The organism is Mesorhizobium sp. WSM3860, assembly GCF_002294995.1.
Lineage (GTDB): Bacteria > Pseudomonadota > Alphaproteobacteria > Rhizobiales > Rhizobiaceae > Mesorhizobium.
Map to the genome: position 1 here is coordinate 122,520 of NZ_NSGF01000009.1, position 22,181 is coordinate 144,700.

At 64.2% G+C, this 22,181-nt stretch carries 18 protein-coding genes, 1 other RNA gene and 1 pseudogene; 9 read left to right on the top strand and 11 right to left on the bottom strand.

Translation table 11 applies throughout. The features are described from left to right. Positions 1-9 precede the first annotated feature (9 nt). Positions 10-2,730 carry a UvrD-helicase domain-containing protein gene (locus CK220_RS16435; protein ID WP_095812542.1) on the bottom strand — a complete coding sequence of 907 codons (2,721 nt, stop codon included), beginning with the start codon at positions 2,728-2,730 and terminating at the stop codon, positions 10-12. Between the two features lie 180 nt (positions 2,731-2,910). Between CK220_RS16435 and CK220_RS16440 the strand changes: the two genes are divergently transcribed. Then, a complete protein-coding gene (locus CK220_RS16440) occupies positions 2,911-5,223 on the top strand; it encodes a glucose/quinate/shikimate family membrane-bound PQQ-dependent dehydrogenase (protein ID WP_095812543.1) in 2,313 nt (770 codons plus the stop codon). A 164-nt stretch (positions 5,224-5,387) separates the two neighbouring features. Further along, on the top strand, positions 5,388-6,290 hold the full coding sequence (locus CK220_RS16445; protein WP_095812544.1) for a dienelactone hydrolase family protein: 903 nt from the start codon (positions 5,388-5,390) through the stop codon (positions 6,288-6,290). Between the two features lie 9 nt (positions 6,291-6,299). Here the strand turns inward: CK220_RS16445 and CK220_RS16450 are convergent, their stop codons facing one another. After that, positions 6,300-7,217 (bottom strand): DMT family transporter, encoded by a 918-nt coding sequence (locus CK220_RS16450; RefSeq protein ID WP_245429233.1) that lies wholly within the window; start codon positions 7,215-7,217, stop codon positions 6,300-6,302. Positions 7,218-7,305: 88 nt separating this feature from the next. Here CK220_RS16450 and CK220_RS16455 point away from each other — a divergent pair, with 88 nt between their 5' ends. Next, positions 7,306-7,782 (top strand): Lrp/AsnC family transcriptional regulator, encoded by a 477-nt coding sequence (locus CK220_RS16455; protein WP_095812545.1) that lies wholly within the window; start codon positions 7,306-7,308, stop codon positions 7,780-7,782. Here CK220_RS16455 and CK220_RS16460 read toward each other — a convergent pair. Together CK220_RS16460 and CK220_RS16465 are read right to left on the bottom strand one after the other, a co-directional pair. Beyond that, positions 7,768-7,983, bottom strand: a complete 216-nt coding sequence (locus tag CK220_RS16460) for a hypothetical protein (protein ID WP_066990849.1) — start codon at positions 7,981-7,983, stop codon at positions 7,768-7,770. The genes CK220_RS16455 and CK220_RS16460 overlap by 15 nt on opposite strands. A 146-nt stretch (positions 7,984-8,129) precedes the next feature. Next, positions 8,130-8,615, bottom strand: a complete 486-nt coding sequence (locus tag CK220_RS16465; protein ID WP_095812546.1) for a thioesterase family protein — start codon at positions 8,613-8,615, stop codon at positions 8,130-8,132. Positions 8,616-8,771: 156 nt separating this feature from the next. Between CK220_RS16465 and CK220_RS16470 the strand changes: the two genes are divergently transcribed. Together CK220_RS16470 and CK220_RS16475 are read left to right on the top strand one after the other, a co-directional pair. Continuing rightward, on the top strand, positions 8,772-10,184 hold the full coding sequence (locus CK220_RS16470) for an FAD-linked oxidase C-terminal domain-containing protein (protein ID WP_095812654.1): 1,413 nt from the start codon (positions 8,772-8,774) through the stop codon (positions 10,182-10,184). Between the two features lie 87 nt (positions 10,185-10,271). After that, positions 10,272-14,237 carry an AsmA family protein gene (locus tag CK220_RS16475; protein ID WP_095812547.1) on the top strand — a complete coding sequence of 1,322 codons (3,966 nt, stop codon included), beginning with the start codon at positions 10,272-10,274 and terminating at the stop codon, positions 14,235-14,237. Positions 14,238-14,331: 94 nt separating this feature from the next. Here CK220_RS16475 and CK220_RS16480 read toward each other — a convergent pair whose 3' ends face one another. Continuing rightward, positions 14,332-14,763: a helix-turn-helix domain-containing protein gene (locus CK220_RS16480; RefSeq protein WP_066990862.1), complete on the bottom strand. Its 432-nt coding sequence runs from the start codon at positions 14,761-14,763 to the stop codon at positions 14,332-14,334. 185 nt (positions 14,764-14,948) lie between these two features. On the opposite strand from CK220_RS16480, the gene CK220_RS16485 reads away from it, so the two are divergent. Beyond that, positions 14,949-16,751 (top strand): chloride channel protein, encoded by a 1,803-nt coding sequence (locus CK220_RS16485; protein ID WP_095812548.1) that lies wholly within the window; start codon positions 14,949-14,951, stop codon positions 16,749-16,751. 6 nt (positions 16,752-16,757) lie between these two features. Here the strand turns inward: CK220_RS16485 and CK220_RS16490 are convergent, their stop codons facing one another. The 4 genes from CK220_RS16490 to CK220_RS16505 all read right to left on the bottom strand — a co-directional run bounded on the left by CK220_RS16490 (position 16,758) and on the right by CK220_RS16505 (position 18,536). Then, positions 16,758-16,985: a ribbon-helix-helix domain-containing protein gene (locus tag CK220_RS16490; RefSeq protein WP_095779013.1), complete on the bottom strand. Its 228-nt coding sequence runs from the start codon at positions 16,983-16,985 to the stop codon at positions 16,758-16,760. A gap of 7 nt (positions 16,986-16,992) precedes the next feature. After that, a complete protein-coding gene (locus tag CK220_RS16495; protein WP_095812549.1) occupies positions 16,993-17,190 on the bottom strand; it encodes a DUF4169 family protein in 198 nt (65 codons plus the stop codon). Between the two features lie 9 nt (positions 17,191-17,199). Next, positions 17,200-17,736: an SspB family protein gene (locus CK220_RS16500; protein ID WP_095812550.1), complete on the bottom strand. Its 537-nt coding sequence runs from the start codon at positions 17,734-17,736 to the stop codon at positions 17,200-17,202. Between the two features lie 116 nt (positions 17,737-17,852). Next, positions 17,853-18,536, bottom strand: coding sequence for a TetR/AcrR family transcriptional regulator (locus CK220_RS16505; RefSeq protein ID WP_095812551.1), 684 nt, complete (start codon positions 18,534-18,536; stop codon positions 17,853-17,855). Positions 18,537-18,745: 209 nt separating this feature from the next. On the opposite strand from CK220_RS16505, the gene CK220_RS16510 reads away from it, so the two are divergent. After that, complete coding sequence (locus tag CK220_RS16510; protein ID WP_095812552.1) at positions 18,746-19,951, top strand: multidrug effflux MFS transporter; 1,206 nt, start codon at positions 18,746-18,748, stop codon at positions 19,949-19,951. A gap of 127 nt (positions 19,952-20,078) precedes the next feature. Here the strand turns inward: CK220_RS16510 and ssrA are convergent. Then, positions 20,079-20,439, bottom strand: a transfer-messenger RNA (tmRNA) gene (gene ssrA / locus CK220_RS16515). A gap of 167 nt (positions 20,440-20,606) precedes the next feature. On the opposite strand from ssrA, the gene CK220_RS16520 reads away from it, so the two are divergent. Beyond that, positions 20,607-20,918: a DUF2853 family protein gene (locus tag CK220_RS16520; RefSeq protein ID WP_095812553.1), complete on the top strand. Its 312-nt coding sequence runs from the start codon at positions 20,607-20,609 to the stop codon at positions 20,916-20,918. A 139-nt stretch (positions 20,919-21,057) separates the two neighbouring features. Further along, entirely contained in the window at positions 21,058-21,852 is a 795-nt protein-coding gene (locus CK220_RS16525) for a thymidylate synthase (protein WP_095812554.1), read from the top strand. Between the two features lie 30 nt (positions 21,853-21,882). Here the strand turns inward: CK220_RS16525 and CK220_RS32480 are convergent. Continuing rightward, positions 21,883-22,083: pseudogene (locus CK220_RS32480) on the bottom strand (molybdopterin-binding protein); the annotation flags it as partial. Positions 22,084-22,181 lie beyond the last annotated feature (98 nt).

Here is a 22,181-nt window from a genome sequence, read left to right on the forward strand (position 1 = left end):
GGCGACCGCTCAGACGCTGGTGACGAACCCGTCGAGCACGCGTTTCTGGCCCGCCTTGTCGAAGTCGATGGTGAGCTTGTTGCCGTCGATGGCCGCGATGTTGCCGTTGCCGAATTTCTGGTGGAAGACGCGGTCGCCGACGTTGAAGGCGGATGGCGTGTCGGCGACCGATTTGGCGACCAGCTCGCCCTCGATGGTGCGGCCTTTCACGCTGGTGCGGCCGGCGCCGTAGCCGCTATCGGTTTCGCCATAGCCGATGCGCTCGACCTGGTGGCCGGAGCGGGTGCCCCAGTTGCGGTCCGTCGCCTCGGTGCGGTTGGCCTGCGCGCGTTGCCAGCCGGGTGTCGCATAGGTGTTGGAGAAGCTGCCGGATTTTTCCGCGCCGATATTGTCGAAGCGCGAGGCGCCGTAGGGGTTCTGCCGGCCGCCGCCGCGACCCGAGGCGAAGGAGCCGCCGCCGTAAGGATTGCCGTAGCCGCCATAGGAATTGCCGCCGTCGGCGACATCGACATGGGCTTCCGGCAATTCATTGACGAAACGCGACGGGATGGTCGATTGCCACAGGCCGTGGATGAGGCGGTTTGAGACGAACCAGACGTGCAGGTTCTTTTTCGCGCGCGTCAGTCCGACATAGGCGAGGCGGCGTTCTTCCTCGAGGCCCGAACGGCCGCCCTCGTCCAGCGCGCGCTGATGCGGGAACAGGCCTTCCTCCCAGCCGGGCAGGAAGACGGTCTCGAATTCAAGGCCTTTCGCCGAATGCAGTGTCATGATCGAGACCGCATCGAGCGATTCGCCTTGCTCGGCTTCCATGACCAGCGCGACATGTTCGAGGAAGGAACGCAGCGATTCATACTCCTCCATGGAGCGGATCAGTTCCTTGAGGTTCTCCAGCCGGCCGGGCGCTTCCGCCGAACGGTCGTTCTTCCACATGTCGGTGTAGCCGCTCTCCTCGAGGATGGTCTCGGCGAGCTCGGTGTGCGGGGTGGTCTCCAGCGCCTTTTGCCAGCGCTCGAAATTGGCCGCGACCTCGCGGAGCGCGGCGCGCGGCTTCGGCTTCAGCTCGTCGCTTTCGGCAAGTGTCGCAGCGGCCTCGAGCATCGGGATTTGCAAGGCGCGCGCCGTGTCGTGGATCTGGCGGATGGTGGCTTCGCCGAGCCCACGCTTCGGCACGTTGACGATACGCTCGAAGGCGAGGTCGTCGCCGCTGTTGACGACGACGCGGAAGAAGGCCAGCGCGTCGCGGATTTCCAACCGTTCGTAGAAGCGCGGGCCGCCGATGACACGGTAGCTCAAGCCAAGCGTGATGAAGCGGTCTTCGAAGGCGCGCATCTGGAAGGACGCGCGCACCAGGATCGCCATATCGTTGAGGTTGTGCTTCTGCCGCTGGTAGGCCTCGATCGCCTCGCCGATGGCGCGCGCCTCTTCCTCCGAATCCCAGGCGGCATGGACATGCACCTTGTCGTCCTCGGGGTCGTCGCGGTCGGTGAACAGCGTCTTGCCGAAGCGGCCCTCATTGTGGGCGATGAGATGGGAGGCCGCGCCCAGTATATGCGCGGTGGAACGGTAGTTGCGCTCCAGCCTGATGATGGTGGCGCCGGGAAAATCCTTGTCGAAGCGCAGGATGTTGTCGACCTCGGCGCCGCGCCAGCCATAGATCGACTGGTCGTCGTCGCCGACGCAGCAGATGTTGACGGTGCTGGCGCCAATCTCCCCCCTTGTGGGGGAGATGTCGCCGGAGGCGACAGAGGGGGGCGCTGTCCCGCCGGCCTTTCCGCCAGAAAGATTGGAGGCGCCGCGATCCTTCGCGCCCCCCTCTGTCCTGCCGGACATCTCCCCCACAAGGGGGGAGATTGGCCTGCCGCCGGCGTCAGCGCCTTTGCGCCCACCACTGGGCCGCTGCGCCAGCAGCCGCAGCCACATGTACTGCGCGGTGTTGGTGTCCTGGTACTCGTCGACCAGGATGTATTTGAACTTGCGATGATAGTCCTTCAGCACATCCGGATAGGCGCGGAAGATGCGGATCGGGTGATACAGTAGATCGCCGAAGTCGCAGGAATTCAGCGTCTGGAGCCGCTCCTGATAGGCCTTGTAGAGCTGGCGCCCCTTGCCGTTGCCGAAGCTGCGCGCGTCGCCTTCCGGAATCTCGTCGGGGCCAAGGCCCTTGTTCTTCCAGTTGTCGATCATCTGCGCGAAGGTCTTGGCCGGCCAGCGCTTGTCGTCCAGATTTTCGGCCTGGATCAGCTGCTTGATCAGCCGCACCACGTCATCGGTGTCGAGGATGGTGAAATCGGATTTCAATCCGGCAAGCTCGGCGTGACGGCGCAAGAGCTTGACGCCGATCGAGTGGAAGGTGCCGAGCCAGGGCATGCCCTCGACATTCTGCTCGCCGATCAGCAAGCCGATGCGCTGCTTCATCTCCCGCGCGGCCTTGTTGGTGAAGGTGACCGCGAGAATCTGCGAGGGGAAGGCCCTGCCGGTGGCCAGGATGTGGGCGATGCGCGTGGTGAGCACCCGCGTCTTGCCGGTGCCGGCGCCGGCCAGCACCAGAACCGGACCCTCCGTCGTTTCGACGGCCAGCCGCTGTTCGGGATTGAGGCCGTTGAGATAATCGGGCGCACGGTTCTGCGCGCTGCGGGCAGCCATGGCGCGCGCGGCAAGGCCGGATGGGGCGGCGGACCGCGCATTCGGTTCGTCAAAAAAAAAGGGCATGTCTTCCGAAAAGCCGGACATCGCCCCCGAATGTAGTGATTCGGCAGCGAAAGGCCAGAAGTGTCTCCGTTTTGTTCTAGTTGTTCCTGTTCGGGGCCGCCTTGACAGGCGCAACTTGCGAGAGAAAGCTGCCAACAGGGCAGGGACGGCACCGTTGCCTGAGAGGCGCCGGAACCGCGCAACAGTCGAAGGAGTCTCGTCTTGGCTGTCACCATAACCTCCCTCGTCCTTTTGCTTATCGGCCTGGTCCTCGGCGGCGGCGGCATCTGGCTGGTAACCTTAGGCGGCAGCTGGTACTACCTGATTGCCGGACTGGCATTCCTGATCACCGCCTGGCTCATTTCGCGCCGCAAATCGACGGGGCTCTGGCTCTATGCGGCGATCGTGCTCGCCTCGCTGTGCTGGGCGGTATGGGAGACCGGCTTTGACTGGTGGCAGCTCGGCCCGCGCGGCGGCATCATCGTTCTCATCGCGCTCTGGCTGCTGACGCCATGGGCCAGGCGGGGATTCACCGGTCCCGACGGACGCGCGCCGCTCATTCTGGCGGTGCTCGCCTCGCTTGCGGTGGCCGGCTATTCGATGACCGCCGATCCGAAGGACATCGGCGGCACGCTCAACACCGAAAAGGTGACGCCGACGGCCAATCTCGGCGGCGACATGCCGGCGGGCGAATGGCATTTCTACGGCCGTACGCCGTTCGGCCAGCGTTACTCGCCGCTCGATCAGATCACGGCGGATAATGTCGCCAAGCTACAGCCGGCCTGGACCTACCGCACCGGCGACGTGAAAGGTCCTGACGACATCGGCGAGACGACCTACCAGGTGACGCCACTCAAGGTCGGTGATGCGCTCTACATCTGCACGCCGCACAATTTCGCCATCGCCATCGATGCCGCGACCGGCAAGGAAAGGTGGCGCTACGATCCAAAGATCAAGCTCGATCCCAACCGCCAGCACCAGACCTGCCGCGGTGTTTCCTATTATGCCGATGCCAAGATCGCAGCGGGCCAGCCCTGCGCGGAACGCATCTATCTGCCGACTTCGGACGCCCGGCTGATCGCCCTCGATGCCGCGAACGGGCAAGTTTGTCCGTCCTTCGCGGAAGGCGGCACGCTGAACCTGATGGCCAACATGCCCTATCCGAAGTCGGGCTATTATTACTCGACCTCGGCGCCGCTGATCCTCGCCGGCAAAATCATCGTCGGCGGCGCGGTCAACGACAATTATTCGACCGAGGAGCCGTCCGGCGTCATCCGCGCCTATGACGCCGGCACCGGCGCGCTGTTGTGGAATTGGGATTCCGGCAAACCGGATCAGACGACGCCGCTGCCGGCGGGGCAGAAATACACCAATAACTCGCCCAACATGTGGTCAACGGCAAGCGCCGACGAGAAGCTTGGCTTGCTCTACGTGCCGCTCGGCAACCAGACGCCCGACCAGCTCGGCATGGGCCGCAGCGCCAGTGTCGAAAAATTCTCCTCCTCGATTACCGCGCTCGACCTCAACACCGGACAGTTGCGCTGGGTGCGCCAGACCGTGCATCACGACCTGTGGGACATGGACGTGCCGGCGCAACCGACGCTGGTCGACATCACGACGGGTAGCGGCGTGGTGCCGGCACTGGTAGGGCCGACCAAGCAGGGCGATCTCTATGTGCTCGACCGGCGCACTGGGAAACCGATCATTCCGGTGAAGGAAGTGCCGGCACCGGGCGGAGCGATCGAAGGCGACCATACCTCGCCGACGCAGCCGTCGTCCGACCTGTCGTTCAACCCGAAGCCGCTGACCGGCGCGGACATGTGGGGCATCACCATGTTCGATCAGCTGGCGTGCCGGATCGAACTGAAGAGACTGCGTTATGAGGGACGCTACACGCCGCCCTCGCTGCAGGGCACCCTGGTCTATCCCGGCAATTTCGGCGTGTTCAACTGGGGCGGCGTCGCGGTCGACCCGGTGCGGCAGGTGATGTTCGGCATGCCGACTTATCTCGCTTTCACGTCGAAGCTCATTCCGCGCGCGGACGTGCCGCCGCCAGGCGACACCAAGGGCAGCGAGCAGGGGCTCAACCGCAACGAGGGCGCGCCTTACGCGGTGGTGATGGGACCATTTCTGTCGCCGCTCGGCATTCCCTGTCAGGCGCCGCCCTGGGGCTATGTCGCCGGCGTCGACCTGAGGACCGGCCAGATCGCCTACAAGCATCGCAACGGCACCGTCTACGACATGACGCCGCTGCCGCTGCCGCTCAAGGTCGGCGTTCCAGGCATCGGCGGGCCGATGATCACGGCCGGTGGCGTCGCCTTCCTCGGGGCCGCGGTCGACGACTATGTGCGCGCATATGACCTTACGACAGGCAAGCAGCTCTGGCGCGCGAGGCTGCCGGCCGGTGGCCAGTCGACACCGATGACCTACACGGTCGCCGACGGCCGCCAGTTCGTGGTCATCGTCGCCGGCGGCCACGGCTCGGTCGGCACCAAGCCGGGCGATTATGTGATGGCTTACACGCTGGCCAAGTAGACAAAGGTATCCGGACTTCAGAGGCCGAGATGGCGCCTCAGGCTAGGCACCTGACCCAGCACCTGATTGGTGAGGTCCGGGCCGGCGGTGTCGTCGCCGGTATATGACTGGACCGCGCGAGTTCCAACCCTATCTTGCGCGTCAAACAGCCGTCGAGGAGAGCCATGACCCAACCTGTTGCCAAGCCCGTCATCACGCAGCCCATCATCACTCAGGCGATGATCGACGCCTATGACGAATACACGCATCTGACGCTCGACCGGCGGCGCTTCATGGAGCAATTGACCAGGCTCGCCGGATCGGGTGCCGCGGCTGCCGCGATCGCGCCGATGCTGGCGGCGAATTCGGCCCAGGCGGCGATCGTCGCCGAGGAGGATCCAAGGGTGAAGGGCGAAGACATCACCTATCCCGGCAGCAGCGGCGAGATGAAGGGCTATCTGGTCAAGCCGGCGAACCAGTCTGGCAAACTCGGCACAGTGATCGTGATCCATGAGAACCGAGGGCTCAATCCGCATATTCGCGACGTCGCCCGGCGCGTGGCGCTGGAAGGCTTCGTCGCGCTGGCGCCGGACTTCCTGTCGCCGCTAGGCGGCACGCCCGCCGACGAGGACAAGGCGCGCGACATGTTCGGCAAGCTCGATGCCGCTCAAGTCGCGGCCGACGGCGTCGCGACGGTCGCCTATCTCAAGGCTTACCAAGACAGCAACGGCAAAGTCGGCGCGGTCGGCTTCTGCTGGGGCGGCGGCACCGTGAACACGCTTGCCGTCAGCGCGCCGGACCTCAGCGCCGGTGTGGCCTATTACGGCATGCAGCCGAAGGCCGAGGATGTGCCGAAGATCAAGGCGGCGCTGCTGTTGCATTATGCCGGGCTGGACGAGCGCATCGACGCCGGCATCGACGCCTACAGGAAGGCCCTCGATGCCGCGCATGTCGAATACACCGTCTATGTCTATGACGGCGTCAACCACGCCTTCAACAACGACACCTCGGCCGCGCGCTACGACAAGAAGGCGGCCGATCTGGCCTGGGGGAGGACGGTCGCCTTCCTTAAGCAGAAGCTGGGATAACACGATGACCTAGGCATCGGTCGCTGGCTTGTGCGTCGCGACGCCAGTTACAACCAGCGCGATGCCGAGGCAATCGGTGAGGCTCGGAACCTGCCTGAGCACGACGACGCCGATGAGCGTTGCGCTGAGCGGCAAGAGCGATAGCATGAGCGCGAAGCTCGCGCGCGGCAGCCGCGCCATGGCGAGCTGGTCGCAGATATAGGGGATGACCGAGGAGCAGATGCCGACGCCGATGCCGGCGATCAGCAGTTGCGGGGCCGAGAAGGCTGGCAGCGCCTCGCTGAAGCCGACCGGCAGCACGACGAGGAAGGCGATCGCCATGGCGGTACCGAGGCCGGCGATGCCGAGGCCGGTTCGGGCGATGCGGTGGCCCAAAACGATATAGCCGATGAACAGCGCGCCGTTGAGAAAGGCCCAGAACAGGCCGACGGGATCGCTGGACCATTTGACACCAATCAGCAGCAACGTACCGGCGGCGGCGATGGCGAGCGCCGCGAAATTGCCCGGGCTTCTGAGGCCGACCAGCGCGACGCCAATGGTGCCGACGAATTCGATCGCGGCGACCAGCGAGATCGGCAGGCGGTCGAGAGCCAGATAGAAGGAGCAGTTCATCACCGCCAGGCAGGCGCCGAAGGCCAACAGCAGCAGGCGGGCCGAGCGGTCGGCGTGCGTGAAAACCGTCCATGGCCTGGTAAGCGGCGCGAAGACGAGCGCGGCCGTGGCGATGCGCAGCCAGGCCATGCCGAGCACGCCAACCTGAGCGAACAGCAGCACGGCGAAGGCCGGCCCGAGATAGTGGAAGATCGCGCTGACGCAGAACCAGACATGTGGCGGCAGTGCATCGGCCGGTCCAGCGAGGGCGGGGCGCGCAGCGTCGATGTCGCTGCGGGCCCGGTTTGTCGGACGAACTTGCGCTTCAGTATTCATAAGGTCATTATCGCAGGCGAACTTCGCGACTTATATGGATGATGAGCGATTCTGATCGCCGCTCACCTTCTGAAGAAAAGAGAATTCTTTGAAACGCCTTCGAAATGAAAATGGCGATCTGGATGCGGCGGACCTGAAGATTCTGCGACTCCTGGAAAAGGATGCGCGCACCAGCACGGCGGAGTTGGCGCGCGCCGTCGGGCTCTCGGCGCCGAGCGTAGCCGAACGCATTCGCAAGCTGCAGGAGAATGGCGTGATCGAAGCCTATACGGTGAAGATCAATCCGGCGGCGCTCGGCATGAAGCTGTCGGCATGGCTCAGGATCCGGCCCGTGCCCGGGCAACTCGCCGTGGTGGCCGAGATCATCCGCGACCTGACGGAAATCGCGCAGTGTGACCGGGTGACCGGCGAGGATTGCTTCATCGCGCTCGCGCATGTCGGCTCGGTGGCCGAATTGGAGCGGGTGATCGACAAAATCATCCCCTATGCGATGACCAACACCGCCATCATACAGTCGTCGCCGGTCGAGCCGCGCTCGCCGCTTGGCAATTTAAGGGAGCGCTGAAGGCTCAGTGTGACCGCGTCTCATGCGCGCCTGCTTGAGTATCGCGCGCCAGCGGATCATGTCGAAGGGGATGGGCTCGTTGTTGTTGGCGATGTGGAAGATCTCGTTGTTGACGTTCTTCAACGATCGCCAGAAATCATAGTCGGTGATGCGCGGATCGGCCGCCAACCGCTCCACTTCGACCTTGATGTCGGTTTTCATGCACTGTCCTCGCACCGCATTCCGCCTGCCGCCCCGCGCGTAAACCCGGTGCGGCGGTTTTCGAACGCGCCACTGAGTCGTTCAACAGACTCAATCGGCTTGTTCACGTTAAAACCTTGGTAAGGTTAACGCGGGTGTCCGGGTTTTCAAGCGCTCTTGCGTTTGATGCCGATCGAACGGCCGGCACGCTCCGGCATCGGCAGCGCGGCGTGGGCGGCGCGCATGGCTTCAACCTGTGCCATCACATCGGCCGGGAAGGGAGCGACCTTCGGCCCGGCCATGTCGACATGCAGCGCAAGCTGCTCGGACGTCGCGGCCAGCCATCCGTCGACGTGGCGAATCTCCTGATAGGCCCTCAGCCGCTTCTCGTCATGGTCGATGAGCTGGAAGGAGACCTTCACCTTGTGGTCGAGGTGAAGCTCCTGCACGTAGCAGACATGGACCTCGGCCGTGTAGATGGTGAGGCGGCGCTCCTTGGCATAGTTCGGCCCCATGCCCATCAGCTCGAACGCCTCGTCCGAGCAGCGGTCGAACAGCACGTTGTAATAGGCCATGTTGAGATGGCCGTTATAGTCGATCCAGTTCTTCTCGATCGCCATCGGGCTGGAAATGATCGGCGCGGGCATCGTCATCTGGCTTTCCTTGATCGTCGCTGGACAGGGCGTGGCTGGTGAGGTTCTCTTCGCTCTGGCGCAAATCCGGAGCTTCACTCTTTTCCTGGAATTGCTTTAGGCATCATCCATAGCTGCATTACAAGAGTGGCCGCTGGTCCATTCGCGGAGGAATTCATGGCTTTGAGCGACCTCAACCCCGTCGAGCGCAACGAGCAAGGCATCGCCGCCGCGCTCGGCATCCTCAAGCAGCGGTTCGGCGAGCGCTTTCAGACCGGCGAGGCGATCCGCGACCAGCATGCGCACACAACGACCTACATCCCGACCCAGGCGCCGGACGGCGTCGTGTTCGCCGAAACCACGCCGGAAGTGCAGGAGATCGTGCGCACCTGCGCCGCGCACCGCGTCCCGGTCATCGCCTTCGGCGTGGGCTCCTCGCTCGAAGGCCACACCAATGCGCCGGGCGGCGGCATCTCGATCGACACCTCTCGCATGAACCGCATCCTCTCGGTTAATCCGCAGGATCTCGACTGCACGGTCGAGCCCGGAGTGACACGCGAGGACCTCAACCGGCATTTGCGCGACACCGGCCTGTTCTTCCCGATCGATCCCGGCGCCAATGCCTCGCTGGGCGGCATGGCGGCGACACGGGCGTCGGGCACCAATGCCGTGCGCTACGGCACGATGCGCGAGAACGTGCTGTCGCTAACCGCGGTGATGGCGGACGGCGAGGCGGTGACGACCGGCAAGCGGGCGAAGAAAAGCTCGGCCGGCTACGACCTGACGCGGCTTTTGGTCGGCTCGGAAGGCACGCTCGGCATCATCACATCACTGACGCTCAGGCTGCAGGGCATTCCGCAGGCGATCTCCGGTGGCGTCTGCCCGTTCCCGACCTTGGAGGCCGCATGCAACGCAGTGATAGCGACCATCCAGATGGGCATCCCGGTGGCGCGCATCGAACTGGTCAACGCGCTGCAGATGCGGGCAATGAAGAATTATTCCAAGCTCGACTATCCCGAGAGCCCTTGCCTGTTCGTGGAGTTCCATGGCAGCGACGCCGGGGTCGCCGAACAGGCAGAGACTTTCGGCATGATTGCCGAGGAAAATGGTGGCGGGCCGTTCCTGTGGACCAGCGTCACCGAGGAGCGGACGAAGCTCTGGAAGGCGCGGCACGACGCCTACTGGTCGTCGCTGACGCTGCGCCCCGGCGCCAAGGGGCTTTCGACCGATGTCTGCGTGCCGATCTCGCGGCTTGCCGAATGCGTCACGGAGACCGAAGCCGACATTGCCGAAATGGGCCTGATCGCGCCCATCGTCGGCCACGCCGGCGACGGCAATTTCCACGTGCTGGTGCTGATGGATGTCGACAGCCCGCAGGAGATCGCGCTCGCCGAAAGATTCGTCGCGCGGCTCAACATGCGGGCGATCGCCATGGAAGGCACCTGCACCGGCGAGCACGGCATCGGCCAGGGCAAGGTGGGCTTCCTGCGCCACGAGCTCGGCCACGGCGTGGACGTCATGCGCACGATCAAGCAGGCGCTCGATCCGCTGAACATCATGAACCCCGGCAAGATCTTGCCGCGAGCCTAGAAGCCGGCGGTTGCAGCCGAATTGCCTCTTTATCGCCGCGCGGATGCGGGTAGAGTGCGGCTGACTTCAATCCTGGCTCGGGAGCCGATGCTCGCTCGCCTGTTCGTGATCTTCGGTGGCCTGTTCGTGCTGGTGCTGTGCGCGGCGCTGGTGGTGCCGTATTTCATCGACTGGACCGGCTACCGCGCCGATTTCGAGCGCGAGGCGAGCACCATCCTCGGCCGCAAGGTGACCGTGAAAGGCGACGCGACGGCGCGGCTCTTGCCATTCCCATCGGTGACCTTCTCCAATGTCGAGGTCGCCGGCGGCCCGGGCGGCCAGCCGGCGATGACGGTCGAGACCTTCTCCATGGATGCTGAGCTTGCCCCTTTCCTGCGCGGCGAGCTGCTGATTTTCGACATGCGGCTGGTGCACCCGAGGGCGACGATCGATGTCGCCGGAGACGGCACGGTCGACTGGGCCATCCGGCCTTCGACGCCCTTCGATCCCGGGCAGATCGCAATCGAGAAGCTGACGGTCACCGAAGGGCAGATCGAACTGCGCCATGCCGCCGGCGGACGCAGCCATCTTATCTCCGAAATCGACTCGACCGTTTCGGCCAAGTCGCTCGCCGGCCCATGGCGAATGGACGGCTCGCTGCGCTTCGACGGCCTGCGGACGGAGGTCTCGGCCTCCACCGGCAGGGTGGAAGCCGACGGCCAGATGCGAGTAAGGCTGAGAGCCAACCCGGATGCCTATCCGCTCGTCATCGAGACAGACGGCAATGCCGGCATCGTCAAGGGCGCGGCGGTCTATTCCGGTCAGTTCAAGGTTTCGGCCTCTGACAAGAATGGGGCCGACAGGAGCTCGGCCGAATTGCGCGGCACTGACGGCGAGACTGTGAAGGTCCGCACCGGCAAGCCCGATCCCGGCTTCCGGCTGAACGGCAAATTCGCGCTCGACCATCAGAAGCTCGGGGTCGACGAATTCCGCTTCGAGACCGGGCCGCTTGACAATCCCTACACCGCCGACGGCAAGGCTTCGGTCGATCTCGGCCTAAAGCCGCATTTCTCCATCGAAGCGAGCGGCGCGCAGGTGCAGTTCGACGAGGCGGTGGGCTCATCCGCGGGTGCCGGATTGACGCTCGACCAGCGCATCGCGGCTTTCGAGCAGACGCTTCAGCACATGCCGAAGCCGACTATACCGGGCACGGTCGAGGTCAGGCTGCCGGCGGTAGTGGCGGGCGACACGACGGTCCGCGACGTGCGGCTCTCGGCGGAGCCGGTCAAAGGCGGCTGGTCGGTCAAGTCGCTTGCCGCGACGCTGCCGGGTCGGGCCACGCTCGAAGCCGACGGCATGCTGAGCGTCGAGGACCATTTCGGCTTCACCGGCTCCCTGCTGCTTGCTGTCGGACAGCCGTCCGGTTTCGCTGCCTGGCTGTCGAAGGATGTCGACGATGCGATCCGCCGTCTGCCGGCGGCGGGCTTCAAGGCCAAGGTCGATCTCAGCGAGAACCGGCAGTCGTTCAGCGACCTCGAGCTGATCCTCGGCAAGGCGAAATTCTCCGGCCGCATCGATTCGAGCCAGCCCGACGGCGCCAGGCCCTCGGTGCTGATGCAGCTGGAGGGCGGCGAGCTCGACGTCGACGGGCTGGCGGCCTTCGCCTCGATCTTCGTCAGCGATAAGGGCGCCAATCGCTTCTCCGATCGCGACCTCGATTTCCAGATCAAGGCAGGCCCAGTCAGCGCGGCAGGGCTGACGGCCGACACGGTGGATACGGCGTTGAGGCTGCGTGAGGGCCTGCTCGAGATCGACCGGCTCTCGGTCGGCGGGCTCGCCGGCGCCTCGATCAGCGCCACAGGGCGCATCAAGGATTTTCCGGAAAGCCCAACGGGCAAGCTCGACGCATCCGTGGTGGCCGTCGATCTCAAGCCGCTCATCGATGTCGCAGCACAGCATTATCCGGACAATCAGATTCTGAAAGGCCTGGCTGACCGTGTTGCTGCCTATCCGGAGCTGTTCCAGGACGCCCGGATCGACCTGGTGACAAGTGCCGCCGACAATGGCGACGGCACCACCGGGGTCGCGCTCTCCGCGCAAGGCAAGGCCGGCGGTTCCGCCTTCTCGGCTTCGCTTTCGGGCAGGGGAACGCCGGATCGGCTTCTCGATGCGCCGGTATCGATCACCTTCAATGCGAGGAATGAGAACGCCGCCACGCTGCTTGCACTCTACGGCCTGCCGGCGCTGCCGCTCGGCATGCTTGGGCAGGCAACCACCGATATCACGGCGAAAGGCTCGCTGGGCGGCGGTCTGGCGACCAGCTTCAACCTGACCGCGGACGACTTCAGGGCGAGCTTTGACGGGACAGTCGCCGAGACACAGCAAGGCGCGACCGCCAAGGGCAAGGTCAATCTCGACGCCGCCGATATCGAGCCATGGCTGATGACGACAGGTGTCGGGCTGCCCGGGATGGGCACCGGCACGTCGGCTTCGCTCGCCGGCGATGCCGACTTCGGCAATGGGCTTCTGGTGCTGAGCGGGCTCAGCGGCGCCATCAACAAGGCGGCTGTGTCCGGCGACGTCAACGCCGACATGAAAGACGGACTGCCGCATCTTGCCGGCGCGCTGGCGCTCGATGAGCTCGACCTCGATCCGCTGGCGGTGTCGCTGTTCGGCGACCAGTCGTTCCTGGCCGGGAAGGACGTTGGCTGGCCGACGACGCCGTTCAGCCAGAAATCGACCCTGCCGTTCAGCGCCGATCTCGACCTCAACACGGCGGCCCTTGCAGCCGGACCGTTCGCGACCGCGCATGACGCGACGCTGTCGCTGAAGCTCGACCGGGAAGGCGTCCATGTCTCGGACCTCAATGCCAAGCTCTATGGCGGCATGCTGACCGGCCTGTTCGAACTCAAGAACACGGACGGCACCGGCCTGTTATCGGGTCAATTGAAGCTGGCGGGCAGTGATCTTACCGCAGTGCTGCCTGGCGCCGGAATCGGCGGCAGCGGCGACATTTCGGCCGCGCTGTCGACCAGCGGCAAGTCTGTTGATGCGATGATCGCCGCCCTGTCAGGGTCCGGCACGGCGGCGCTGAAGGGATTGACCGTCGCCGGCATCAATCCCGATGCTTTTGCCCGCATCATCGCCAAGGCCGATGCAAGCGGACGCGACATTGATGCCGCCAAGACCGCCAGCTTCGCGCCTGAGATCGTCGGACAGGGAAGTTTCGCGGCCGGCAATACCGATATAGCCTTCACCGTTGCCAACGGCACGCTGCGGGCGCCGCCGATCAGCCTCGACAATCCGGCGGCGACGCTGTCGGCGGACGTCACCGCCGACCTCACTGCGAGCGCGGTGGCCGCCAAGGGGGCGATCACCTATCGACCGGGCGACGAGGCGCTGGTTGGCTCCGAACCGGCTGTGAACTTCAACCTTGCCGGCCAGATCGGGGCGACGTCGCTTCAGTTCGACAGTGCGCCGCTGGCGCAGTTCCTGACCCAGCGCGCGCTGGAGAAGGAGCAGCAGCGCGTCGAGGCGATGCAGGCGGCGCTGCTCGAGAAGCAGAGGCTGCGCCGCGAGGTGCGCTACTACGCTGCGCTGCAGGCGGAGCGCGACCGTGCGGCCGAGGAACTGCGCCGGCAAGAGGAAGAGGCGCGGCAGAAAGCCGAGGCTGAAGCCAGGGCGAAAGCCGAAGCGGAGGCGCAAGCTAAGGCAGAAGCCGAGGCGCAAGCCAAAGCGGAAGAAGAGGCAAGGGCAAGAGCGGAAGCCGACGCCAAGGCTCAGGCAGAGGCCGAGGCGCTCGCCAAGGCTGAGGCTGATGCGAAAGCAGAGGCGGAGGCCGACGCCAAGGCAAAGGCCGAGCAACGGGCTGCTGCCGCTAAAGCCCAGGCCGAGGCCGATCGCAAACGTGCCGAGCAGGCGAGGCTGGAAGCCGAACGCAGGGCGGCTGAGCAGGCGCCAAAAGTCGACCAGTCGCTTCCCGGCGTCAACGACGGTTCGGTTCCAGAGCCGCCGAAGCCCAAGACCAATCCGTTTACGATCGACAACCTCTTGAAGTCCCTGGACGGTGGTTGAAACGCAGTATTCCAGGAAAACTGCATAGCCTTTCCGAGCGGAATCCTGGACAAGGCACCCAGGACGCCGCGAGCACGGCGTTATGCGTCAGCGCTCAAACCGGCTCCTGCCGCGAAAGCAGGCGCTTGAGCATCGGCTCGATGCGCGCAAGCTCGTCGAGATGGGCGGCCGACAATTCGGCGAGACGGTCGTCGGCGAGAGGGGTGAGTTGCAGCAGGACGCGGCGGTGGTCGGCCTTGTCTTGATCCCGCGCGACCAATCCGGCCTCGCTCAGCCGATTCACCAGTTCGACTGCGCTGTGGTGGCGGATGCGCAACCGCTCCGCCAGATCGCCCACTGCCACCGGCCCGCCGCCGGGATAACCCTTGATCGCCAGCAGCGCCTGGTGCTGGCGCGGGGTCAAGCCCGCCTCATTCGCCTGCAACTGGCTGAATTCAAGGAAGCGGCGGATCAGATAGCGGAACTCCGAAAGCCGCTGATAGTCGGCCTGGCTGATGGCGGGACGTGGTTTCTTCGGATGCGTCATGCCACGACTTATCGCCCTTTCCGGCCAAAGCTCAACTCTTATGAAAGCTCGGGGCCTGGCGCATCCATGACCAAAATGACGCGGAGCAACCGCCAAAAACGGCCTTGAAATATTATATCGTGTTACGATATGTAGCCGCCCGACAACCGGACGGTACCGCGCCGCCAGAAAGCTCAGGCTCCCCAATGAAATCCGCTCATGCCGGAAACGGCCATCTCCGCGACTTCACCACCGATCCGCGGGTGCTCATTATCGCCGCCATCGCGGTCGTTGTCGCGACCGCGGGGCTGTTTGCCGGCATCGCGCTGTTGAAGCTGATAAGGCTCGCCACCAACGTCGCCTATCTCGGCCAGTTCACCCTGGCCGAGCTCAGGCTCGAGGACACGCCGCTCGGCTATGCCGCTGTGCTGGTTCCAGTGATCGGCGCCCTGATCATCGGGCTGATGGCGCGCTTCGGCAGTGAAAAGATCCGCGGCCACGGCATTCCGGAAGCCATCGAAGCAATCCTGCTCGGCCGCTCGCGGCTCGACGCCAAAGTGGCGGTATTGAAGCCATTGTCGTCGGCGATCTCGATCGGGTCCGGCGGACCGTTCGGTGCCGAGGGGCCGATCATCATGACCGGCGGCGCGATCGGCTCGCTGATCGCGCAGATGCTGCCGGTCAGCGACAATGAACGCAAGACATTGCTGGTGGCGGGCGCGGCGGCCGGCATGACGACCGTGTTCGGCACGCCGATCGCGGCAATCATGCTCGCCGTCGAGCTGCTGCTGTTCGAATGGACGCCGCGCAGCTTCATCCCCGTCGCCGTTGCCGCCGTCGTCGCCGAAGTCGAACGCACCTTGCTGCACCTGCCGGGGCCGATCTTCCCGTTCTCGGGCAGCATGGAAGCGTCGGTTGCTGGATTGGGCGGCTGGGTGCTTGTCGGCATTGCCGCGGGCCTGCTCTCCGGCTTGCTGACGCAGATGGTCTATGCCTCCGAGGACGCCTTCCAGAAGCTGCCGATACACTGGATGTGGTGGCCGATGATCGGCGGTCTGGTGGTCGGTATCGGCGGATTGATCGAGCCGCAGGCGCTCGGTGTCGGCTACGATAACATCGCCAATATGTTGGATGGCCATGTGCTGGCGGCGGCCGCGCTAACGCTTTTGGTGGTCAAGGCCATAATCTGGTCGGTGGCGCTGGGTTCGGGAACGTCGGGCGGCGTGCTGGCGCCGCTCTTGATCATGGGCGGCGCGATGGGCGCGGTGCTTGCCGGCATCCTGCCCGAGGCGACGCCCGGCTTCTGGCCGCTGCTGGCGATGGCCGCGACCATGGGCGGGACCATGCGCGCGCCGCTGACCGCGACCTTCTTCGCGGTCGAGCTCACCGGCAACACCCATATGCTGGTGCCGCTGATCGCGGCCTGCGCCACCGCCCATGCCGTCACCGTGCTGTTGATGAGGCGATCGATCCTGACCGAAAAGCTGGCGCGGCGCGGACATCACCTCGTTCGCGAGTATCGCGTCGATCCCTTCGCGCTGACCAGGGTGCGCGAAGTGATGACGACCAAAGTCGAGAGCGTGCCTGCGACGATGACGCTGCACGGCGCGGCGGCATTCCTGACCGCGCCGGACACGCGCCATCCGAGTTTTCCTGTAATCGACGAAAATGGCCGTGTGCTCGGCCTCATCGACCCGCCAGCGATCCTGCGCTGGCGCCGCGCCGGCAAGCACCGCAAGACGACGCTCGGCGAACTATTGGCCGGCAGCAAGGTCACGCTCGCCTATCCCGACGAATATCTGGAAGGGCTGTCCGACAAGCTGCTCCTGGCCAACGTCTCGCATCTGCCGGTCGTCTCGCGCGAGGACGCACGGCTGGTCGGCTATATCGGCTGGAAGGACCTGATGCGGGTGCGGTCGAAAAAGCAGGCCGAGGAACGCGACCGTTCGGCCCTGCTCAGCTTCGGGCAAAAGGGCAAGGCGCAGCAAAGCATCGGCGATCCGGTCTGAGGCCGGTCAAGATGCCTTGCCGCCGCGCTTTGCCCAGGCGAGCACGTAGAGTCTGAGCGCGGAGGAGAGGTTGGCGTCGCGGGTTCGCGTTTCGTCGATCTCGGCGACGAGGGCCGCGAGCGACAGCGAGCGCTGCGTCGCGATCGCCACCAAATCGTCGTAGAAGGGTTGCTCCAGGGAAAAACTGGTGCGGTGGCCGCGGATCGTCACCGAGCGTTTTTCGACAGCGGCCATCGGGCGCTCAGCGCCGGTCCGGATCGCCGGGCTTTTCGCGGCGATGGCCGTCCATGAATTTTTCCGTCCTGTCGGACGTCAGCCGGTCACGCTTGCGCTCGGCTTTGGAGCGGCCGTGCAAGGCCCGGTTTTCACCGGCCAGGCGTTCCTTCTCGATGCGCGCTTTGTGCTTGCGGGCCTGGCGGAGATTGACGACCTCGCCCATTTCCCCGGCTCACTTTTTGCGAAAGGCGTCGAGCGAAACCACTTCGGCACCCTTGCCGCCGGTATCGGCGGCAGCCGGCTTCTTCTCGGCCTCGGTGGCCTTTTTCTTCGATTCCGGTTTCTTTTCGGTCACGACCGCGATCGGCAGTTCCGGGGCCGGCGCGGCATCATCATCTTCCACGGCATTGTCCGCCTTGACGTCGAATTCGAGTTCGAAATTCACCGAAGGGTCATAGAAACCGCGCACAGCGGAGAAGGGGATTTCGAGCTTTTCGGGCACGTCGGAAAACGAGAGTCCCACCTCGAAACCGGTGTCGGTCACCTTCAGGTCCCAGTACTGGAACTGGATGACGATGGTCATCTGCTCCGGATAACGCTCGCGCAGCCGCGAGGAGATGCGCACGCCCGGCGCGCCGGTCAGGAAGGTGATGAAGAAATGATGGTTGCCCGGAAGGCCGGTGCGCGCGACTTCGGCCAGGACCTTGCGCATGACGCCGCGCAATGCCTCCTGGGCCAGAATGTCGTAGCGGATGTGGTCGTCGGCCATGTGACGGTCGGGTTCCGTTGAATCGTCCGCATAGCTGTAATCAAGCTTGGGCGCGGCGTAAACCGCATATAGGCGCCGAAAGCTAAGGCCAAGAGGGCTGGCGGCGATTTGATCGCTCAGGCGTGGGCGAGGGCGGCCTGCCGGGCGGCTGGCGCTTTCTTCCTGCCGAAGGCGGCCAGGAAGGTGCGCACGCCATTGCTCGCTGACCGCAACACTTCTTCCTCCGTCGGTATGCCGCCGAGCATGAAGGTTATCTGCAACTCGGCGTTGACGAGTGCGAGGAACTGGCGCGCCGCCACGTCCGGATCGCCGATCGAGAGGTGCCCGGCATAGGCAAGCCGCGCGAAGCGGGCGGCAAGCGCTGACCAGGTGCGGCCCGGTCCCTGTTCGCGCCACTCGGCAAAAAGCTCGGGATAGCGCTCGCCCTCGGCCTGGATCAGCTTGCGCAGGAAGCGGCCGTCGCGGTTGCAGATACAGTTGCGGTTCATGCGCACCGCGAAGGCGACAAGATCGGCTTCGAGATCGGCGGGCTGGTCGGGAAAGGTAGCAATGGTGGCGAAGATGCCGGCGTTGCAGCGCTCCGTCAGGTCGCGCACAACAGCCATGAACAGCTTTTCCTTGTCGCCATGATGATTGTAGACGGTCTGGCGCGAAACGCCGGCCTCGGCTGCGATCAGGTCGATATTGGCGCCGGCATAGCCTTCCCTGCAGAAGACCGAAGCGGCAGCATCAACCACCGATATGCGCTTGGCCTCATGGCTGCGTGGCGGGAAAGTGTCAGGAGAAACGCCGACCTTCATAAAAATTTATATAGCGATGATTGACGAATTGGACAAGCCTGTCTAAATTTGTGGACACAATAAAGGGAAGTCCGCTCCCGGGAAACGACAGATTCGCGCTTTTTGAAGCGACGAATGAGTTCACTCCGGATGTCGGGGTTCCACGGGATGGAACGTCCTTGGGTAGACGCCGGACCACGGCGGCAACCAGATCCGAAAGAAGCCCTATCATGAGTCCCAAATTCCTCCGCATCGCGGTCGTGCTCGGCTTGTTGTCAGCGATCGGCCCCTTCGCCATCGATATGTACCTTCCCGCGCTGCCTTCGATCGGTGAGGATTTGAAGGCTGGCACCGCCGCCGTGCAGATGAGCCTTTTGATCTTCTTCCTATCGATGGGCTTCGGCCAGATCGTCGTCGGACCGATCTCGGACATGGTCGGGCGCAAGCTGCCGCTCTATGTCGGACTCGCGCTGTTCATGGTTGGCGGCGTCGGCTCGGCTATGGCGCCCAATATCGAGTGGCTGATCGCCTTCCGCTTCCTGCAAGGGCTCGGCGCCAGCGCCGGCATGGCAGTGCCGCGCGCCATCGTGCGCGACCTGCACACCGGCAACGAGGCCGCCAAGCTGATGTCGCTGCTGATGCTGGTGTTCTCGGTGTCGCCTATTCTCGCGCCGCTCACCGGCAGCCAGATCATCGAGAGCTTCGGCTGGCGTGCCGTGTTCTGGACGGTCACGGGCGCCGCAGCCTTAGCCGCCATCCTGCTCGCGACCTCGCTGAAAGAGACGCGGCCGGTCGAGGAGCGCGCCGGCTCGTCCTTCGGGACGGCGCTTGCCGGCTACCGCTACCTGATGGGCGACCGCAACTTCCTCGGCCTTGTGGCGATCGCCGGCTTCGGCATTGCGAGCTTCTTCGTCTATCTGTCGAGTTCGTCCTTCATCCTGATCGACCATTACGGCCTGTCGCCGTCGGTCTACAGCGTGTTCTTCTCGATCAACGCGGTCGCCTTCATAGGCATGTCGCAGCTGACCGGGATGCTGGCTGATCGCTTCGGCTTGAAGCGGGTCGTGTGGGTGGCGGTGACCGGCTATGCCACGGTGATGGTGGCGCTGTTCGCGATCATGGCATCCGGTGTCGACCGGCTCGACGTGATGGCGGCGCTGCTCTTCGTCGGCTACGGCTTCCTTGGCCTGGTCATTCCGACCACCTCGGTGCTGGCGATGGAGGAGCATGGCGAGATCGCCGGCACGGCCTCGGCGCTGATGGGCACGCTGCATTTCGCCATCGGTGCGCTGGCGATGGGCGTCGCCGGCATCTTCTTCGACGGCACGCCGTTGCCGATGGTGGCCGGCATCACGCTCTGCGCGGTGATCTCGTTCACGCTGGCCAAGGTCACGCTTGGCCGGGCTCGGGAAGCGGTGGAAGCGCCGGCGGAGTAAGAAGCGGATAATAGATCGGTAGAGGCCGGGATTGCCCGGCCTTTTTCAGCCGTGGCAGGAACCGCGCGCATGCGCGCCAAGCAGGCCTTGGCCGTTCAGTTGACTTGGAAAGAAGAAGAAGAGGGAAGGTGGAGGTTTCTGTTGCCAGGTACCTCCGAACCCCGCCTAGAAGTGCGAACCGCTAGGACTTGATTTGAAGCGTTCGCGCCGCATTAAGCAGCGAGACGAGCTTCCGCATAGTTGTCGTTGGCAACTATAAGTTTAGCCCGATGACGGTGGTACAATGCCGGGCAAAAGTACGATCTTTACACCTTCGTCGATCCTATTTCGCCCCCAGCAAAAGCCGCTCCCTTTGGAAGAGCGGTTTTTGGTGGAGGCGCCGGGTACCGCCCCCGGGTCCGAACGGCTTATTGCATCGCCTGTTTATCGCCATAGTCGGTCAAGCCGACGAAGCGAATATAGGGAGCGATCACGGAAAATGAAAGAGCCAAGTCGTGCTTGTCCCCTTAGCAAACTCGACAGCCGAGGGTTGACTTGCGCACTCACTCAATCGAAGCTCCGCCGGCGATGAGGAATATCCGACCTGGCGCACAAGTTGCGCGGCGCGCCACACGCCTCATCGATCGGATCCGTGGCGCCGACGAGGGGAAGTTTCATGGCCGACTATCTTGCGGATGTGAAGAAATACGATGCAGGCGCCAGCGCCGATGCGGTCGAGAAGATCGTCAAGCATCTGGGCATCGCGCTCAGGAACCGCGATTCCTCCCTGGTCTCCTGCGCAGACCCGAAGGAGCTCGAGCGCGTCCGGGACAACTGGGTCGCCAAGAAGCTCGGCATTGCCGACGCCAAGAAGGCCGACGCCTCGATCGAGAAGGCCTGCAAGGCGATGGCCGCCGACAACACCAAAAGCCGCGTGACCTTCTATTATCTGGTCGCGAAGGACCTGGGCAAACTGGGTTCTCTCTGAGGCGCGGCCATCGGCAGCCGGCATGGCAACGTGCCGGCGCCGTGGATTTTCCGGCGCACGATCGACTCTGTAGGCTTTGGGTATTCGACCGACGGCCAGTCGGCTATGATCGCTTGTCATCCGAATCGAGGCCGAGCCGATGCGCCAATATCTCGACCTGTTGAAGCATGTGCTGGAGAACGGCGCCGATCGCGGCGACCGCACCGGTACCGGCACGCGGTCGGTGTTCGGCTACCAGATGCGCTTCGACCTTTCGCGCGGCTTCCCGGTCACCACCACCAAGAAGCTGCATCTGAAGTCGATCATCCACGAGTTGCTGTGGTTCCTGGCCGGCGACACCAACATCAAGTATCTCAATGACAACGGCGTCACCATCTGGGACGAATGGGCTGACGAGAATGGCGATCTCGGCCCTGTCTACGGCAAGCAGTGGCGTTCATGGCCGGATGGGCACGGCGGCGAGATCGACCAGATCGTCGGCCTTCTCAAGGAGATACGCAGAAATCCCAATTCGCGCCGGCTGATCGTCTCAGCCTGGAATCCGGCGGAAGTGGAGGCGATGGCGCTGCCGCCCTGCCACTGCCTGTTCCAGTTCTACGTTTCGGAAGGCCGGCTCTCCTGCCAGCTCTACCAGCGCTCGGCCGACATTTTCCTGGGCGTGCCGTTCAACATCGCATCCTACGCCCTGCTGACCATGATGGTGGCGCAGGTCACGGGCCTGAAGCCTGGCGATTTCGTCCACACGCTCGGCGACGCGCATCTTTACTCGAATCATTTCGAGCAGGCGCGCGAGCAGATGCGGCGCACGCCGAAGCCGCTGCCGACGATGTGGATCAATCCGGATGTGAAAGATCTTTTTGCCTTCCGTTTCAAGGATTTCCGGCTCGAGAACTATTTTGCGGACGGCAATATCAAGGCGCCGATCGCGGTGTAAGGCCCGGTCCACAACGCGCTCAAATCGTCGGTCAATCCCGACCATGACGTCGGAGGCCTTGATCACCGCGCAGGCAAGCTGGCCCCATTCCAGTTGCAGATCGGCAGCCGCTTCGTTTGCTGATCGAAGCGGTGACGAGGAGGCCGCCACCGATGTCGATCCTGACATGCGAGGTGGTCGCTCCCCTTGACGATTTCCGACGTTGCCCTTGAGGATATCGCGGGCGCTGATCTTCGGCTACCTCAGCCTCGCTGTATCGAACGGACTTCATCGTGGGCTGGTGGGACCCTGACGTACAACGGCGCCGAGCCTAAAAATCCTTTTCTTGT

What these genes read in the sequence shown, in the direction of transcription:
- CK220_RS16495 (WP_095812549.1), bottom strand. Translation starts at nt 17,190, where the DNA reads ATGGGCGAGGTCGTCAATCTCCGCCAGGCCCGCAAGCACAAAGCGCGC.
- CK220_RS16520 (WP_095812553.1), top strand. Translation starts at nt 20,607, where the DNA reads ATGGCCGACTATCTTGCGGATGTGAAGAAATACGATGCAGGCGCCAGC.
- CK220_RS16490 (WP_095779013.1), bottom strand. Translation starts at nt 16,985, where the DNA reads ATGGCCGCTGTCGAAAAACGCTCGGTGACGATCCGCGGCCACCGCACC.
- CK220_RS16475 (WP_095812547.1), top strand. Translation starts at nt 10,272, where the DNA reads ATGCTCGCTCGCCTGTTCGTGATCTTCGGTGGCCTGTTCGTGCTGGTG.
- CK220_RS16445 (WP_095812544.1), top strand. Translation starts at nt 5,388, where the DNA reads ATGACCCAACCTGTTGCCAAGCCCGTCATCACGCAGCCCATCATCACT.
- CK220_RS16465 (WP_095812546.1), bottom strand. Translation starts at nt 8,615, where the DNA reads ATGACGATGCCCGCGCCGATCATTTCCAGCCCGATGGCGATCGAGAAG.
- CK220_RS16435 (WP_095812542.1), bottom strand. Translation starts at nt 2,730, where the DNA reads ATGTCCGGCTTTTCGGAAGACATGCCCTTTTTTTTTGACGAACCGAAT.
- CK220_RS16460 (WP_066990849.1), bottom strand. Translation starts at nt 7,983, where the DNA reads ATGAAAACCGACATCAAGGTCGAAGTGGAGCGGTTGGCGGCCGATCCG.
- CK220_RS16480 (WP_066990862.1), bottom strand. Translation starts at nt 14,763, where the DNA reads ATGACGCATCCGAAGAAACCACGTCCCGCCATCAGCCAGGCCGACTAT.
- CK220_RS16470 (WP_095812654.1), top strand. Translation starts at nt 8,772, where the DNA reads ATGGCTTTGAGCGACCTCAACCCCGTCGAGCGCAACGAGCAAGGCATC.
- CK220_RS16485 (WP_095812548.1), top strand. Translation starts at nt 14,949, where the DNA reads ATGAAATCCGCTCATGCCGGAAACGGCCATCTCCGCGACTTCACCACC.
- CK220_RS16500 (WP_095812550.1), bottom strand. Translation starts at nt 17,736, where the DNA reads ATGGCCGACGACCACATCCGCTACGACATTCTGGCCCAGGAGGCATTG.
- CK220_RS16510 (WP_095812552.1), top strand. Translation starts at nt 18,746, where the DNA reads ATGAGTCCCAAATTCCTCCGCATCGCGGTCGTGCTCGGCTTGTTGTCA.
- CK220_RS16450 (WP_245429233.1), bottom strand. Translation starts at nt 7,217, where the DNA reads ATGAATACTGAAGCGCAAGTTCGTCCGACAAACCGGGCCCGCAGCGAC.
- CK220_RS16505 (WP_095812551.1), bottom strand. Translation starts at nt 18,536, where the DNA reads ATGAAGGTCGGCGTTTCTCCTGACACTTTCCCGCCACGCAGCCATGAG.
- CK220_RS16525 (WP_095812554.1), top strand. Translation starts at nt 21,058, where the DNA reads ATGCGCCAATATCTCGACCTGTTGAAGCATGTGCTGGAGAACGGCGCC.